15 protein-coding genes are annotated in these 15,089 nt (G+C 59.2%); 9 read left to right on the forward strand and 6 right to left on the reverse strand.

Annotated features, from left to right (window positions below; translation table 11 throughout):
• Positions 1-106 precede the first annotated feature (106 nt).
• Positions 107-727: a cell wall hydrolase gene (locus ACA068_RS17220; RefSeq protein WP_497303450.1), complete on the reverse strand. Its 621-nt coding sequence runs from the start codon at positions 725-727 to the stop codon at positions 107-109.
• Positions 728-893: 166 nt separating this feature from the next.
• Here ACA068_RS17220 and ACA068_RS17225 point away from each other — a divergent pair, with 166 nt between their 5' ends.
• Positions 894-1,745, forward strand: coding sequence for a CAP domain-containing protein (locus tag ACA068_RS17225; protein ID WP_497303451.1), 852 nt, complete (start codon positions 894-896; stop codon positions 1,743-1,745).
• A 31-nt stretch (positions 1,746-1,776) separates the two neighbouring features.
• On the opposite strand, the gene ACA068_RS17230 is transcribed toward ACA068_RS17225, so the two are convergent.
• Together ACA068_RS17230 and ACA068_RS17235 are read right to left on the reverse strand one after the other, a co-directional pair.
• The gene (locus ACA068_RS17230) at positions 1,777-2,013 is read right to left on the reverse strand and encodes a hypothetical protein (protein WP_497303453.1); all 237 of its coding nucleotides are present in this window, start codon (positions 2,011-2,013) and stop codon (positions 1,777-1,779) included.
• A 37-nt stretch (positions 2,014-2,050) separates the two neighbouring features.
• Positions 2,051-3,100: an SDR family oxidoreductase gene (locus tag ACA068_RS17235; protein ID WP_497303455.1), complete on the reverse strand. Its 1,050-nt coding sequence runs from the start codon at positions 3,098-3,100 to the stop codon at positions 2,051-2,053.
• 117 nt (positions 3,101-3,217) lie between these two features.
• Between ACA068_RS17235 and ACA068_RS17240 the strand changes: the two genes are divergently transcribed.
• From ACA068_RS17240 to yghX, 3 genes are all read left to right on the forward strand, one after another.
• Positions 3,218-4,126 carry a LysR family transcriptional regulator gene (locus ACA068_RS17240; protein WP_497303457.1) on the forward strand — a complete coding sequence of 303 codons (909 nt, stop codon included), beginning with the start codon at positions 3,218-3,220 and terminating at the stop codon, positions 4,124-4,126.
• 164 nt (positions 4,127-4,290) lie between these two features.
• Complete coding sequence (locus ACA068_RS17245; protein WP_497303459.1) at positions 4,291-6,054, forward strand: L-lactate permease; 1,764 nt, start codon at positions 4,291-4,293, stop codon at positions 6,052-6,054.
• 282 nt (positions 6,055-6,336) lie between these two features.
• The gene (yghX, locus tag ACA068_RS17250; RefSeq protein WP_497303461.1) at positions 6,337-7,224 is read left to right on the forward strand and encodes a YghX family hydrolase; all 888 of its coding nucleotides are present in this window, start codon (positions 6,337-6,339) and stop codon (positions 7,222-7,224) included.
• 30 nt (positions 7,225-7,254) lie between these two features.
• On the opposite strand, the gene ACA068_RS17255 is transcribed toward yghX, so the two are convergent.
• Positions 7,255-8,043 (reverse strand): DeoR/GlpR family DNA-binding transcription regulator, encoded by a 789-nt coding sequence (locus tag ACA068_RS17255; protein WP_497303462.1) that lies wholly within the window; start codon positions 8,041-8,043, stop codon positions 7,255-7,257.
• Between the two features lie 115 nt (positions 8,044-8,158).
• On the opposite strand from ACA068_RS17255, the gene ACA068_RS17260 reads away from it, so the two are divergent.
• Positions 8,159-9,040: a serine hydrolase domain-containing protein gene (locus ACA068_RS17260; RefSeq protein ID WP_497310613.1), complete on the forward strand. Its 882-nt coding sequence runs from the start codon at positions 8,159-8,161 to the stop codon at positions 9,038-9,040.
• Positions 9,041-9,326: 286 nt separating this feature from the next.
• Here the strand turns inward: ACA068_RS17260 and ACA068_RS17265 are convergent, their stop codons facing one another.
• Positions 9,327-9,995, reverse strand: coding sequence for an ATPase (locus tag ACA068_RS17265; RefSeq protein ID WP_497303464.1), 669 nt, complete (start codon positions 9,993-9,995; stop codon positions 9,327-9,329).
• A 343-nt stretch (positions 9,996-10,338) separates the two neighbouring features.
• Here ACA068_RS17265 and ACA068_RS17270 point away from each other — a divergent pair, with 343 nt between their 5' ends.
• The 4 genes from ACA068_RS17270 (at position 10,339) to ACA068_RS17285 (ending at position 14,235) form a co-directional block, all read left to right on the forward strand.
• Positions 10,339-12,015, forward strand: a complete 1,677-nt coding sequence (locus tag ACA068_RS17270) for an MFS transporter (RefSeq protein WP_497303465.1) — start codon at positions 10,339-10,341, stop codon at positions 12,013-12,015.
• Positions 12,016-12,374: 359 nt separating this feature from the next.
• Entirely contained in the window at positions 12,375-12,800 is a 426-nt protein-coding gene (locus ACA068_RS17275) for a hypothetical protein (protein WP_497303467.1), read from the forward strand.
• 189 nt (positions 12,801-12,989) lie between these two features.
• Positions 12,990-13,238 (forward strand): hypothetical protein, encoded by a 249-nt coding sequence (locus ACA068_RS17280; protein WP_497303468.1) that lies wholly within the window; start codon positions 12,990-12,992, stop codon positions 13,236-13,238.
• A gap of 253 nt (positions 13,239-13,491) precedes the next feature.
• Positions 13,492-14,235 carry a hypothetical protein gene (locus tag ACA068_RS17285; protein WP_497303470.1) on the forward strand — a complete coding sequence of 248 codons (744 nt, stop codon included), beginning with the start codon at positions 13,492-13,494 and terminating at the stop codon, positions 14,233-14,235.
• A 40-nt stretch (positions 14,236-14,275) separates the two neighbouring features.
• Here the strand turns inward: ACA068_RS17285 and ACA068_RS17290 are convergent, their stop codons facing one another.
• Positions 14,276-15,082 (reverse strand): hypothetical protein, encoded by an 807-nt coding sequence (locus ACA068_RS17290; RefSeq protein WP_497303472.1) that lies wholly within the window; start codon positions 15,080-15,082, stop codon positions 14,276-14,278.
• Positions 15,083-15,089 lie beyond the last annotated feature (7 nt).

Here is a 15,089-nt window from a genome sequence, read left to right on the forward strand (position 1 = left end):
TCGTTGTGGGGCTAGGGATCGTTGTGATCATTGCCACCCTTCTCTACCTCTTCTGAGAAAGCTGCGTCACTCCTACGCAAGGCGATATTCGACGTGGTTTGCCCCCCTACTTCGCCGACCCATCATGCGGCTTATAAAACCGGAACATCCCGATTTCAGCGGTTTTGATGTACTCCTTGGCCCAGACCGGTTTCACCGTGCGGTCATGAAAATACATCGCGCCACCGGTGCGATCCGGCAGCTGTTTGTTCAGCGCCTTGCGCGCGATTTCCTTGGCCAGGGCATATTGCGTCTCTTCCTGGACCGTGTCCGGGCGTCCGTCGCACCACCACGAAAACTGGCAGCTCTTGGTCTCGGAACCTTGCTTGACCACCGCGCACACCGTGTCGGGAAAACCTTCGTGGCCGAGGCGGTTCATCACCACGTTGGCGACCGCTTCCATGTCGGCGGTGTCCTTGCCTTTGGCCTCCCAGTAAATGGAGCGAGCCATGCAGGTGATGGGGTCGTCCAGCGGTGACTTGCCGACGGGATCGACGGCCTGGACTTCAGGCTGGGTGATCGCCTCGGACTTCGGTACGGGCAGATCACCGCCCTTCTCCGCGGCTTTTTGCTCAAGTACTTGGGCCTTGTCTTCAGCCACTTCGTTTTTTTGCTGCTGGTCGTCGGCAATCACCTGGCCTGCGACAAGGGTAATGACGAGAAGCGTAGCTGACCATTTGAGGAGCATGGTGGAGACACTCTGTGTGGCGTCGAGGGAAGCGCCCGTTTGGCGACTTGGCTTCAGTGTAGTAGCCAAATCATGTCAGCAGGTGGACAACAAAGCGCAAAAAGGCATTGCGCGGCATGGGGTGGAATCGCGCATCATGAGCGCAGTCAATTCAAGGGAGATTTCCATGCGCGTCCTGTCATCCGCTCTGCGTTTTGCCGTGTTGCCGCTGGGGTTGGTGTTCACCGCCACCGCCATGGCGACCGAAGAGACACAACTGGTCGAGTCGATCAACGTTTACCGCAGTCAGGTGCAGCGTTGTGGCAGTCAGGCGTCATCGGTGTTGCCGCCTCTGACGAGCGATTCACGTCTGATCCTGTCGGCCAGCGGGCCCGTCGACTTGCAGCAGGCCATGGCTCGAGCGTCGTACCCGATGACCAACGTGCAAGCGATTATGTTGTCCGGACCGCGTGATGCACAGTCCGCCATGACGGCGATCAAGGAGAGCTTTTGCCAGGTGGTGTTGAACCCGCAATTCATCGATGTCGGTGTCAGCCACGAGGGACGCGACTGGCGCATTGTGCTCGCGCGACCGCAATTGACCGCGCATATGGGTGACGCCGCGGCTGAAGGCCAGAAGCTGCTGGGTTTGCTCAATACCGCCCGCGCCCAACCCCGCCAGTGCGGTGAACAATCGTTTGCAGCGACCACGCCGCTGGCCTGGAATGCAACGTTGGCGGCCGCGGCCGAAGCGCATACCCGGGCCATGGCCAATAACAATTTCTTCGACCACAAGGACCAAGACGGTCGCACACCGGGGGATCGCGCTGAACTGGCGGGTTACACCTATCAGGAGGTCGGAGAGAACATCGCCGCCGGGCAAGACACCCCGCGCAAGGTCGTCGATGGCTGGCTGGCCAGCCCCGGGCATTGCGCCAACTTGATGAACCCACAGTTCCGCGAGCTGGGCGCGGCCTATGCGGTTGATCCAAAAAGCGACGCCGGGATTTACTGGACAGCCATGTTCGGTACGCAATAAGGGCGATGGTCAGAGCGGTGGTCCACCGCTCTTACAACGTGTGTTGTTTGTTGCCGATTTTTTTGGCTTCTTCGATTGCCCAATCCAACGCCGCCTCCATGTCCAGCATATGGGGGGACGGGTGATGGTCCTCCTCAATGACCGAGCCGTCCGGCCGGTAAACACCGATGAACATTTTCAGAGAGCCGTCTTTTAATATCTCGGCTTTCACCTCGATCCTGCTTCCGTTGGAAAGCGTTTCCTTGTGTCCCTCATGGCGTTCAGTCATCGCTGCATCCTCTCGTCGGTGATAGCCGAGTAACGGGTTAATCGGGAATAACCCCCTTCTGTGCAAGCCGTTTCAACGCGTTGATCATGATCTCCTCATTGTTGACGACTTCGGTAAAACCCGCACGCCGAATCTTGTTCATATCAGAAATCATGTCGAACTCGGTGTTGAAGATGAAATCACCGAACGGCCAACCCACCAGCTTGTTGAACGGCATCAGGTTCAAGTTGTGGGCGCTGGCCAGATGCGCCCAGTCCTTTGCCTTGCCGGGCATGTGCCTGGCGAGGGAAAAGGGTTGAGGCGGCGCGACGTCCATACCCAATGCATGCGCGGCTTTGCTCCAGAGGCGCTCCCAACGGAACGGTTCGCCTACCAGGTTGAACGCTTCATTGCGCGCCGTCGGTGCCAGGGCCGCCCAAAGGCTGGCGCGAGCGAGCCAATGGGCATCGGTCACTTGCGCCACCACTTCGCGGTAGGTACGCATGGAACCCGGAAAGCGCAACGGAACACCGGCCGCCTTGCTCAACGCTGCGAACACACCGATCACCATCGCAATGTTCATCGGATTGCCGGCGATATCCCCCACCACCACATCGGGCCTGAGAATGGTCCAGTCGAGTCCTTCGCTGGCTTGACGTTCACGCAGCACATCTTCCTGCGCGTAGTAGAAGTTCGGTGCAATGTGGCGTGGGTCGTCCTCGTAAAACGGCGCCACGCTGGCCCCCAGATGAACGCCATAGACCTTGGCGCCCTGGTAATGCACCACGCGCTGAAGCGGTGCGCCGACCGCTTTCAAACCATCCAGCACGTTGCGCAGCATGGCGGCATTGATCTCGGATTCGCGCGCCAGATCCGGGTCGGTCTGCAACGCGGCGTAAAACACGTGAGTGGTGTCAGATGCGCAAGCCAGTGCGACCTGGGTCGCTCGGGGATCACTCAGGTCACAATCGATCGTCTCGACGCCTTCGACGAAGGTCTTGCGCAGGGCTCGAACCTTCCATTCAGGGGCGTTGACCAGTGCCTCAACCAGTGCGCTGCCAATGATGCCGCTTGATCCGACTACCAGGGCTACGTGGGTATTGCTCATGAAGTGATCCTCTTTATTTCGCTGGGCAGTTGCCACTGGCATAAAAGTTATCATCGAAAAAATGAAAGCAATAGGCGATAGTTATTGAATCTTTCGGTCCTAATGGTTGTTAATCCAATGCTGGATTCCATCGACGAATTGCGCCTTTTCGCCGCTGTTTTTGAGGAAGGCTCTATCCGGGCCGCCTCTGAACGCCTCGGCATGACAGCCGCAGGCGGCAGCAAGCGCCTGCTCGCCCTTGAAGATCGTGTCGGCCGACGGCTGTTCAACCGCACCACGCGAAAATTGAGCCCGACGACGGATGGGCAAAAACTCTATCTGCATGCTCAAGCCATCCTCGCCAGCGTCCAGGACGCCGAACGAGGTTTGTTCGATGACACCGAGATCAGCGGTCGCCTGAGAATCACCACCTCCGCCACGTTTGCCCTGGTTTACTTGTCGGGCGTCGTCAGCAGCTATTTGACGTACTACCCGAAAGTCATCGTGGATCTGGACCCGACGGACCGGATGGTCGATTTGGTGGCCGAAGGCGTTGATCTCGCGATTCGCCACGGCGTCATGGCCGACTCAACCCTGATCGCACAGAAGATTTCACCCTCCCGGCGCCTGGTGTGTGCCGCCCCGGCGTATTGGGAAAAGCACGGTATGCCCTCCTCGCCAAAAGAGTTGCCACAGCATGACGGGCTGATAATCGGCAAGGAAAATCGCTGGACACTCACACGAGACGGCGTTGAGAAAACCGTGAAAATGCGCAGCCGTTTCGAATCCGGCCTGGGCGAAGTCGTGCGTCAAATGGCGCTTGACGGGCATGGCATCGCGCTGCTCGCGGACTGGCATGTCGGTGATGACTTGCGCTCCGGGAAACTGGCGGAAGCATTCGCCGACTGGACCGTCGAGCCCTCGAGCGGAATCTATGCGGTCTACCCATCCAGGGAAAACATCGCCCCTACTGTCCGCAGCTTTGTCGCTCATCTCAAGGAATGGATGGCGACCCACCCGATTGAAATCGACTGCGGGCCTTTCTGACTCCACACATCCCCTGTAGCAGCTGCCGAGGGTTCGCAGTGCCGGGATGGGTGTCGAACGGTCGCGACGAACCTGCCGGGACAGCGGCGTAATGCCACCTATACTCCATCCCACCAACCCCGCCCGGGGCCTGCACTACCAACAATAAAAAGCAGAGGTGGAACATGGTCTGGCAACAAATCTACGATCCCTTCGGTAACCCGGTGCTTTCAACCATTATGGCGGCGGTGCCGGTGGTGGTAATGCTGGCATCCCTGGCGTTTTTCCATATCAAGGCGCATCTGGCGGCCTTGCTGGCCCTTGGCTCGGCTTTGTTGATCGCCATTTTTGCCTTTGGCATGCCCGCAAACATGGCCGGCTCGGCGGCACTCTACGGCGCCGCCAACGGCCTGCTGCCAATTGGCTGGATTGTCCTCAACATCATCTTCCTGCATCGGCTGACCACCGAAAACGGCTCGTTCAAAGTGCTGCAGGATTCCCTTGCGCGCATCACCGACGACCGACGCCTGCAACTGCTGCTGATCGCCTTCTGTTTCGGCGCCTTCTTTGAAGGGGCTGCCGGGTTCGGCACGCCGGTGGCGGTGACCGGGGCGATTCTGATCGGTTTGGGCTTCTCGCCGCTGGCCGCCTCCGGTCTCGCGTTGATCGCCAACACCGCGCCCGTGGCGTTCGGTGCGCTGGGCACGCCCATCATCACCCTGGCCAAGGTCACCGGCCTGGATGAGATGGAGCTGTCGATGATGGTCGGCCGGCAGCTGCCGTTTTTCTCGGTGCTCGTGCCGTTCTGGTTGATCTGGGCCTTTGCCGGCTGGCGCAAGATGCTGGAGATCTGGCCGGCCATTCTGGTGGCCGGGGTCAGTTTCGCCGTGCCGCAGTTCCTGGTGTCCAACTACCATGGGCCGATGCTGGTGGACGTGATCGCCGCGCTGATCTCCATGGCGTGCCTGACCGGTTTCCTCAAGGTCTGGAAACCGGCCACGATTCACACCTCTGCCGCCCTGACCGGGCGCGTCGACAACTCGAAAATCGACGAGGAGCATCAGCAAAAACCCGAAGCCAGCGGGACCTTCGCCAGCGACGCGAAACCGGCGGTGATGCGCGCGTGGATGCCGTGGATCATCCTCACCGTGTTCGTGTTCGCCTGGGGCACCCAGGGCTTCAAAAACATGTTCGATACCCGCCCGGCAATCGATCCGGCCACTAATTCGGCCAAGCTCGATCCACAGGGCAAACCGATGCGCGAAGCCAACCCGATCTTCGCCCCGGCCGTGACCTTCACCACCATTCACCAGCAGATCGAGAAAGTGCCACCCGTGGTGCCCGCGGCTAAAACCGAGGAAGCGGTCTACAAGTTCACCTGGTTCACCAGCACCGGCAGCGGCATCCTCCTGGCGGCCATCGTCGGCGGCCTGCTGATGGGCTATTCCATCCCACAACTGGCACGCCAATACCTGCGAACGCTGTGGGTGGTGCGTTACTCACTCATCACGATCGTGGCCATGCTCGCCCTCGGCTTCCTCACCCGCTACTCAGGCCTGGACGCCACCATGGGCCTGGCCTTCGCCGCGACCGGCATCTTCTACCCCATGTTCGGCACCCTCCTCGGCTGGCTCGGCGTGGCGCTGACCGGCTCCGACACCGCCTCCAACGTGCTGTTCGGCGGCTTGCAACGAGTGACCGCCGAGCAATTGGGCATCAGCCCGGTGCTGATGGCCGCGGCCAACAGTTCCGGTGGGGTCATGGGCAAAATGGTCGACGCCCAGTCGATCGTGGTCGCGTCCACGGCAACTCGCTGGTACGGGCATGAAGGGGAGATTCTGCGGTATGTGTTCTTCCACTCGATTGTGCTGGCAATTCTGGTCGGTGGGTTGGTGACGTTGCAGGCTTATGTGGCGCCGTTCAGCAGTATGGTGGTGGGCGGGCATTAGACACAACGCTTCGCTGTCGCGGCGCGAGGCCGATAATCCCGTCTGGCTCAACAACAAGCGGGTGATCGGCCGATCCTGCTGCGCAGCAATGATTAGAACATCCACGCGACTGTGGGCGCGGGGCTGGTGCGTGAAGTGTGGCTGGTGGTCCACAGCGACATTCGGCCCACCCCGTCGGTGCAGGCGGTGATGCGTTTCCTGGTGTCCTGTTTCGAAAACTGAGTCAGTGCGCCAAACACTGCTTTACTGATTCAGATCCTGAACCAACGGGAAGCGCCCCCCATGGAACGTCTCACCGCCAAAGACTTCGCCCCGGAACTGCTGGAGCTCTACGACTACTACGCCCACGGCAAGATCAACCGGCGCGAGTTTCTTGATCGAGCGGCGCTGTTCACCCTCGGCGGTCTGACGGCCAGCGCCCTCCTCGCCTCCCTGAGCCCGAACTACGCGCTCGCCGAGCAGGTTGAATTCACCGACCCGGACATCCTCGCCGAGTACATTGCCTATCCATCGCCCAAGGGCCACGGCAATGTTCGCGGCTATCTGGTGCGCCCGGCCAAAGCCACCGGCAAGGTGCCGGCGGTGCTCGTCGTGCATGAAAACCGTGGGCTAAACCCTTACATCGAAGACGTCGCCCGACGCGTCGCCAAGGCGGGGTTTATTGCGCTCGCCCCCGATGGCCTGAGTTCGGTGGGCGGCTATCCCGGCAACGATGAAAAAGGCAAGGAGTTACAAGCGGCTGTCGATCCGGAAAAGCTGATGAATGACTTTTTCGCCGCCATCGAGTGGCTGATGAAAAACGACAAGACCACGGGGAAAGTCGGCATTACCGGGTTCTGCTATGGCGGCGGCGTCTCAAATGCGGCCGCTGTGGCTTACCCGGAACTGGCGGCAGCCGTGCCCTTTTATGGCCGTCAGCCAAAGGCTGAGGATGTGCCGAAAATCAAGGCGCCGCTGCTGCTGCATTACGGTGAACTGGACAAGGGCATCAACGAAGGCTGGCCGGCGTATGAAAAAGCGCTGAAAGCCTCGGGCAAAACCTACGAGGCCTATATTTACGCAGGCTGCAATCACGGTTTTCATAACGACTCTACGCCTCGCTACGATGAAGCCGCGGCTAAACTCGCGTGGGACAGGACCGTGGCCTGGTTCAACAAATACCTGGTTTAGGGTTGAGTGCCTTGGCGTGCAGGCTTCGCATCACGCGTCGGCCTGCACCACTTCAATTCCCAGTTTCCGGTAATCCCCGACATCGCCCGACGCCACGTGCTGCTCGGTAATCAGCGTATGCACGCGGTTGCACGGCGCGACCACGAAAGGCTCCACCGCCCCGAGTTTGTCGGCCGTGGTCACGGCAACGACGTGGGACGCGCTGTCGAGCATCGCCTGCTTCACCGGCACCTCATCAAAATGCAACGAGCTGATGCCGACGTCCGGGTGAATCGCGCAAACCCCGGTGAACAGCAGGTCCGCCTTGATGCCCTGGATCAGCCGCAAGGTTTCATGCCCACTGGCAGACATCGTCGCTGGATTGAGTTGGCCACCGGCCAGAATCACCTTGATGCCTCTGTACTCAGCCAACGTGATCGCGATCATCGGCGAGGCCGTAATGGCTGTGATGGAAATGTCCGCAGGCAGTGATCGCGCGATCTGCAGCGTGGTGCTGCCGGAATCGAAAATCACAATCTGGCCGTTTTGCACTCGGCGTGAAGCGAGTTGCGCCAAGTGGGTTTTCACTTCATCGGTTTCGCCGACTCGAGTGAAGAAATCCTTGCCGGTGTCCTTGGGACGAGGCAGCGCGCCGCCGTGGACCCGCTGCACCAGGCCGGCGCTGTGCAGCTCCGACAGGTCGCGGCGAATGGTGTCTTCCGAAACGGCGAAATGCTGGCTCAACTCCGAGGCCATGACCTTGCCGTCGCGTTCGAGGATCAGGAGGATTTTTTGCCGGCGGACAGAAGGCAGTTCGGTTACCGAATGCTGATCTTGCATGTTTATGCCTGAATTTGCGTGTTTGTGCGAGATTAGCCAAACCGTTGCTCAAACACAATCGTGGTTTTGTTTTCTGGCAAACTCCCCCGAAGCCTCCATCCAGAGCAGTCACTCCATGCATTTCGCCCTTGTCTCAAACGGTTCACTCCTCACGCCTGAGCAGCCCGACGCAACTGTGCCGTGGTGGAGTTTCACCAAGACGGTACTCGCCGCCGCAGGGATGTCGCTGGTGCGTGATGGTTTGATCGGTCTGGATGATGTTGCGCCTGAAGGCCCGTTCACGTTGCGCCAGTTACTGCGGCATGAAGCCGGATTGGCGGATTACAGTGAGCTCGCGGACTACCACGCCGCCGTGGCCCTCCATGACGCACCTTGGTCAGCCGCTGAAATGCTGCAACGGCTTGATGCGACCAGGTTGCGTTATTCACCTGGAAACGGCTGGCGATACTCGAACGTGGGCTATCTGTTCGTTGCCAGACTCATTGAGCGCGTGACCGGCCTCACGCTTGAAGAAGCACTGACCCAACGCGTGTTCGCCCCTCTCGATTTATCGCGCGTACGTCTCGCAACGAAGCAATCCGATCTGGATGGCGTGAACATGGGAGCCGCCGCCACTTACGACCCGGGCTGGGTCTATCACGGTTTGCTGGTTGGTCCGCTTGCTGAGGCGGCCCTGTGTCTGGACCGTTTACTGGATGGGCATTTGCTGCCGCAATCACTGCTGCGTGAGATGCAAACGGCACGTACGCTGGGCGGACCGATGGCTGGCCGGCCCTGGGTTGTTCCGGGTTACGGCCTTGGATTGATGCAGGGCACCGTGGAGGGTGGCCTGACCTTGAGCGGTCATACGGGAGCCGGTCCGGGCAGCATCATTGCGGTCTACCGCTGCGTTGATGGCAGCCGCTCGGCGAGTTGCGCGGTGTTTCGTGAAGATGGAGAGGAAGGCGCTGTGGAGGCCGAGGTCGTGCGCCACCTGATGAGCGCCGTACTTGAATAAATCTGAGAATCACCTGACCGCCCTTCCTCAAAAAAGCAGCGTTGAGACCTCGATGCGTGGAACTCACCAATATCCTGTGGCGAGGGAGCTTGCTCCCGCTGGGTCGCGAAGCGGCCCCAAAATCCGCAACCCGGATCATTCAGATAAACCGCGAGCACAGGTTTTACGACTGCTGCGCAGCCGAACGGGAGCAAGCTCCCTCGCCACAGGTGCGGGGGCGGTCAGACCTCGATGTGGGGAATTCACAAATATGTTTGGCGGATACATGGATCACTTTGACTGTGCGTCAGTTGCTCGCTACTCGCGCCCCGTTTCCAGCCGTCACCAACCCCTTCAACGACGCATCAAACTGTTTCAACGCATTCAGCTGCACCGCATTTTGCTGGTCAATCTGCGCAGCAATTTCCGGGGCGGCTTTGCCATGAACCCAGACCGAAGGCATCTGCTGTTCACGTGAGCCTTCAGCCTTACCAATGTATTGCAGGTTCGAGTCGTAGAACTTGGCCAGGAATCGCGCTTCAACCTGGTTGTTGCGTTTGGACACCAGACGGCTGTAGGTGTCGAGCATCACCACCACATCGGGATGGGCTTGCACCAAGGCGTCGAGATTGTCGTAGACGGTCACCGAAGCAAATTGTTTTTGCAGCGAGCCCATCAGCCAGTTGATCGCAAGTGCAGGATCGGAACTGTTGACGAAGGCGTTACTGATGCGCGAATCCAGTGCGGGGTTCTTCGCGCCGTTCAGCGCTACTGAATGGTACTGCTCGAGGTATTCGATCGTGTTGAGGGTGTTTTCGCTGTAAAGCACGCCCACCGATTGAGTCGACTGCAAGCTGGCGGCGCTGTCGGCCATCGGCAGGAAATGGCAGGACGGGTCGGCCGCGTAGGCCGGCACAGTGGCGGCAACACTGCCGGTCAATACGGCGACAAGGGCCAGCAAGGTAGAGATTCTCATCGCGCAGGTTCCTTCAGAGGCGACTTTGGTATGACGCTATCCTCCGCTCATGACAAAAAAACAGAACTTGCATTCCTTGATGGTGATTATTGATTAAACGAATGGTTGCGTAGTGAGCCATGCGGCCTGACTCAGCGCCTGATCCAGCGATTGAACGTGAGGGCGAGTGGATATCTGCGCGAAGCCGATTATGCTTCAGAAAACCTTGCAGCGATGCGAGGCCGTCAACCTGTGTGCATGCTTCGCGCAATCCGTAATCCGACGACATAAGCCCAAGGGCCTGGGTGCGGCAAGAAAGGTAATTAGGTACTCCGGCCTATAACAAGAACGACGGAGAAGACTCATGGCCGCAATCGACAACACATCCTCGGGCAGCACGCCCCACCACGGCATCACCAAGGAGGAGCGCAAGGTCATTTTTGCCTCGTCCCTGGGCACCGTGTTCGAGTGGTACGACTTTTACCTGTATGGCTCCCTGGCCGCGATCATCGCCAAGCACTTCTTCGCCGGCGTCAATGAAACAACGTCCTTCATCTTCGCGCTGCTCGCGTTCGCCGCCGGCTTCGCGGTGCGCCCCTTCGGCGCCATCGTGTTCGGTCGATTGGGCGACATGATCGGGCGCAAGCACACCTTCCTCATTACCATTGTGATCATGGGTATTTCCACCGCCATCGTCGGTTTTCTGCCCGGCTACGCGACCATGGGCGTGGCGGCACCGATCATCCTGATCACCTTGCGCCTGTTGCAAGGCCTGGCGCTAGGCGGCGAGTATGGCGGCGCGGCGACCTACGTCGCGGAGCATGCGCCGAAAGGCAAGCGTGGTTATTTCACTTCGTGGATTCAAACCACCGCGACCCTTGGCCTGTTCCTTTCACTGCTGGTGATTCTCGCCTGCCGGACGATCCTCGGCACCGAAGCCTTCGAGGCCTGGGGCTGGCGGATTCCGTTCCTGCTGTCGATCCTGCTGCTGATTGTCTCGGTGTACATCCGCTTGCAGCTCAGCGAGTCGCCGGTGTTCCTGAAAATGAAGGCCGAGGGCAAGTCCTCCAAGGCGCCGCTGACCGAATCCTTCGCCCGCTGGGACAACCTGAAAATCGTGATCATGGCCCTGCTCGGCGGCACCGCCGGCCAGGCGGTCGTCTGGTACACCGGGCAGTTCTATGCGCTGTTCTTCCTGCTGCAAACACTGAAAATTGACCCGCAGACCGCCAACTTGTTGATCGCCGGATCGTTGCTTATCGGCACGCCGTTCTTCGTCATTTTCGGCAGCTTGTCCGATCGCATTGGCCGCAAGGGCATCATCATGGCCGGCTGCATTATCGCGGCGCTGACTTACTTCCCGATCTTCCATGCGTTGACCCAATACGGTAACCCCGACGTGTTCGTAGCGCAGGCGAAGAACCCGGTCACGGTGATCGCCGATCCTGACCATTGCTCGTTCCAGTTCGACCCGGTGGGCAAGGCCAAATTCACCAGTTCCTGCGACCTCGCCAAGACCGTACTGGCGAAGCGGGCCATCCCCTACAAGAACGAGAAGGCTGAACCAGGCACTGTCGCTCAAGTACGCATCGGCGACAAAGTAATCCCGAGCTTCGAGGGAACCGGCATGCCGGCCGCCGACTTCAAAGCCAAAAACGATGCCTTCACCGCCTCCCTCGGCACCGCGCTCAAAGAGGCCGGTTACCCCGAGAAAGCCGATCCGGCCAAAACCAACTACCCAATGGTGCTGCTGCTCCTGACCATCCTCGTGATCTACGTAACGATGGTCTACGGCCCGATCGCCGCCTGGCTGGTGGAACTGTTCCCGGCGCGCATCCGCTACACCTCGATGTCGCTGCCCTACCACATTGGCAACGGCTGGTTCGGTGGCTTCCTGCCGACGGTGGCATTCGCCATGGTCGCGGCCACGGGTGATATCTACTACGGCCTCTGGTACCCGATTGTCATCGCCGTGATGACCGCCGTCCTGGGCATATTCTTCATGCCGGAAACCAAGGATCGGGAGATTCATCACACATAAAGCCGGACACTTGCCCTCTCGTGAGCGAGAGGGCAATCCTTTTTACCGCGCGGTGATGGATCAAATGGTGAAAATGGTGAAAATGGGGACGGATCTATTTGTTTACCACATGCACCGTGTAGCAGCTGGCGAAGCCTGCGTTCGGCTGCGCAGCAGTCGTGAAATCGGTAAATGCGGGGTTTCAGGAGAACCGCGTGCTCAGGTTTTACGACTGCTGCGCAGCCGAACGCAGGCTTCGCCAACTGCTACATTCCCCAGCGCTTTGTAAAACGAATTGAACCCCGCGCCTCATCGTGTTTTCGAAACCCTGTAAGCGCCGATCTTTGATCACGAGCAGCGCCATTGGAGAGGAATTCCCGATGAACCGTAGACTGCTGTTTCTGCTCGCCAGCCTGAGCCCCACGCTGGTGTTCGCTGAAGGCTGTGACGTCCTGACCCGATCCCAAAGCCCTTCCGTTCCGGTGGTCGAGTCCCATAGTTGCTATGAGTACGAAGGCATGCCGGTGAATGCCATCGATTGGTCATGCAGCAACGAGAGCAAGGACATGCTCACCAGCACCAAGAAAAAAGTCGAACAATGCGACGATCATTATCAGGCCTCCTGCATCGCGACCCTCACCCAGGAATCCCTGGCCAACCCTCACTCCACCAGTAAGGACAAGAACAGCAAGTCGCTGAACATCCCCGACAATGCTCAGGTCACCACGTATTACTACGGCGCGGAACACTTGGCCCAATCGAAGATTGATTGCGAATCGGGCGGTGGTCACTGGAAAGCGAAGTGATGTCGCTGGCTGATACGTCGCCGTTACATCGCGCGATTCGCTGTATCCGCGGTGTTACCTTACCGACCGTGTTGTCACTTCTGCGGTGCCCGGCGGGCCAATAGAGTATTGGCTTCGGTGTGTTGGCCGGGTCGAGAACCTCTCGCCCCGGCTGTCCGCCGATCCCCCCATCACGGAAGAGGTGACACCATGAGTTTCGTAACCGTTGAAAAAAACCAGAGCAGCGCCCCGTCGGAAGCCGATATGAAAAAGGCCATGACTGAATCTGGCGGCAAACCCGGGGAGGTCACCGGGACCAACGCGGCCCGGAAGCTGACGTACACCGGCACGGTCAATCACACCGTGTATGAGAACAAGCTGATCGAGATTGCCAAGGGCAAACGAACCAGTTGGAACTTTGTCTGGGCCGACGCGAAGGTGAGTACACCGGCGCATTAAGGCTACGGCGGGGCGGGCGCACGGCCGCCCCGCTGTTTCAACTCGCGGATCCCTTGATACAACCCGGTTACGCAGGCTGTTACCTTGCTGGTTTAACACCCCTCCCCGCTGTAACGCCAAGACACTTCGCCGCCCTGAACCCTGCGCCTACTGTAAAGCCGTCAATGTGTTTAGAAGGTGCCGCCCGATCACTTGTCGGATTCGCTGCCCGCTGGCCATTGATTGCCTAACACAACCAAGGAAGAGGAAAGCCATGAGTAAGTCGAGCGCTGTAAGCAATCAAGCTCTGCAACTTCACAATGATGTGCAAGAGGCCTTCAAGTCATTCCAAAGTGTCGCCCCAGCGAGCCTGAAAACGTCGGACTACAGCAAGGTGTTGACGTCGACCCTGGCAGCCACTCAAAAATCGGTCACGATAGAAATCGCACCCGATGACCTGACCCTGCTCAAGCAGTCAGGCTACAAGCTGTGCTTTGCCAAGAAAGTCGGCAACGAAGCCTATAACGTTGTCTGGCAGTCCTATGACAAGTACCTGAGCAACAACGGCTTCAGCTGGACCCCGCAATACCAACTGTTCGGGTCCAATACTTTTCAGGCTGACGTGACGGTGAAGGTCTCGACCAACATCGTCACGATCGGTCTGGGACAACAATCGGAACTCAGCCCGGAAGGTTTGCTGGGCCCGGCGGTAACCGGTGGCCCTGCCATTTCCATCACCCTGGATAACGAATACGGCCCGATCCATCCTGGCATCAACCAGTTGTCCGTCGGCATCGACGGCAAGCAGGTCAGCACGCCGATCTACGTTGCCACGAACCAGGTGGTCACCGGCAATACCGTTTTGACCCCTGTCGAGACCATTCTCGTGTGGTTCGAACAGAACGTGCAGACCAGCACCATGTTCAGCACGTCGCGGTCCAAGGCCATCGAAATCGACCTGACTGTCGTTAACGATGCAACCCGCCTCTACGAAGGCGGGGCATGGAAAACCGTGTAATCGTCGCACCCGGGGGCAACCTCGCGGTTGCCCCTTCCACTCAAGGAACATCACCGTTTCCCCGGGCGAAATAGCCCGTCAACGACCGACAGATGGACTCCGCCAGATCTTCCTGGGTCGCGATGCCATAGGGTCGATTGCGATCGTACTGCTCTGACCAGCGAATCCGGCCCTGAGCGACATCAATCAGTCGCACCGAGGCCCGGACACGGCTCGGTTCCACCCGCACGCTGCCCTCCAGCGAATAATTACCGCGCCCGGCGCGCATGACGTCCGATGCGGTGACGCTGCTACGTGGCACCTTCATCAATACGTGGTTGCCATGGCTTTGCGCCTGCTCGAACGACTCGAACAGCCGGCAGCTCAACTCTTCACACAAGCCTTTGGTGAAGTCATCGCCGTCGCGGGTGATGCAGGTAAACGGCTGAATCTGCAAAACAGGATGGCGGGTCGCGATGGTTTTGGGCCTGAGTCGCTGGTAAGCCAACCGATAACAACCGGCCGGAATGCTCAGACGGACCGGGTCTTGCTGCCCCAGGGTGGCGTAATGGATCGCGAGTTTGCGCCGCAACCGACCCACCTGCACGCGCACTACCGGATCGTCGCCGGTACAGTAAACCGCCGGGTCACGGCGAAACACCGCGATGCCGATGGCATGCTCGGTGAGCGGGATATTGGAAAATTGAAGATCGTGATCGACCAGGAAACGCAGCAAACTGCCCATGCGCCTGGACTTGGAAAACACCGGACTGGCCAGCAACAGCCCCAGCCCCCGCTCTATCTCTTCGCGATCGAGTGGCTCGGGAACGCCCTCGGCACTTGAATGGCCTACATGCTTGATTACCATTGCCTGC

The sequence above is a fragment of the Pseudomonas sp. LBUM1660 genome, from assembly GCF_059695935.1.